Genomic DNA, 603 nt, shown 5'->3' on the forward strand with positions numbered 1-603 from the left:
AGCACAGGCGTAGGCCCTCGGCGGCGAGGAGTTCGGCGAGTTCGGTGATCCTGGCGCCGTAGCCGGCCCAGTCGCCCTCGGCGAGCTTCGGGCGGCGCGACAGCGGCACGTCGCGCCGGCCGTGGATGCAGTTCGACGTCTCGGCCACGATGAACACGTCCGTTCCCATGGCGCGCAGCAGGTCGCGGTGGGGCTTGGCGAGGTCGAACTCCTCGCGCGCCGAGCGGTTCAGCAGCTCGATCGAGTGCCAGCCCGCCACGCAGGCGAGGCCGAAAGGGGCCAGCGCGGCCTTCAGCGCCTCGGGCTCGCGCGGGAACTTGTGGCCCAGCTCCATGCCCTCGATGCCGGCTTGGCGGGCCTCGGCCAGGCAGGTCTCGAGCGGTGTCGTGCCGCCGATCTCCTGGAGGTCGTCGTTGGTCCAGCCGATGGGGTTGGCGCCGATGCGGATCGTCATGGTTCGGGGTCTTTCGGGCTCGGGCGGGGAAGGCGGGGTCACTCTCGGACGCCGGGTCAGTCGGCGAAGCGTTGGCGGCGCTGCTGGGCCTCGTAGCGCGCGCGCGCCGCCCCGACCTCGTCGCGCACCGACACTTCCGGCACGGCGAC

Annotated in this window: 1 protein-coding gene; it reads right to left on the reverse strand. The window is 72.6% G+C overall.

The window, feature by feature from the left end; genetic code table 11:
- Positions 1 to 454: IolE/MocC family protein (locus D3272_RS27055; RefSeq protein ID WP_245496817.1), on the reverse strand; the 454-nt coding region annotated here is incomplete at its 3' end.
- Positions 455 to 603: the final 149 nt, after the last annotated feature.

The sequence above is a fragment of the Lichenibacterium ramalinae genome, from assembly GCF_004137085.1.
GTDB lineage: Bacteria > Pseudomonadota > Alphaproteobacteria > Rhizobiales > Beijerinckiaceae > Lichenihabitans > Lichenihabitans ramalinae.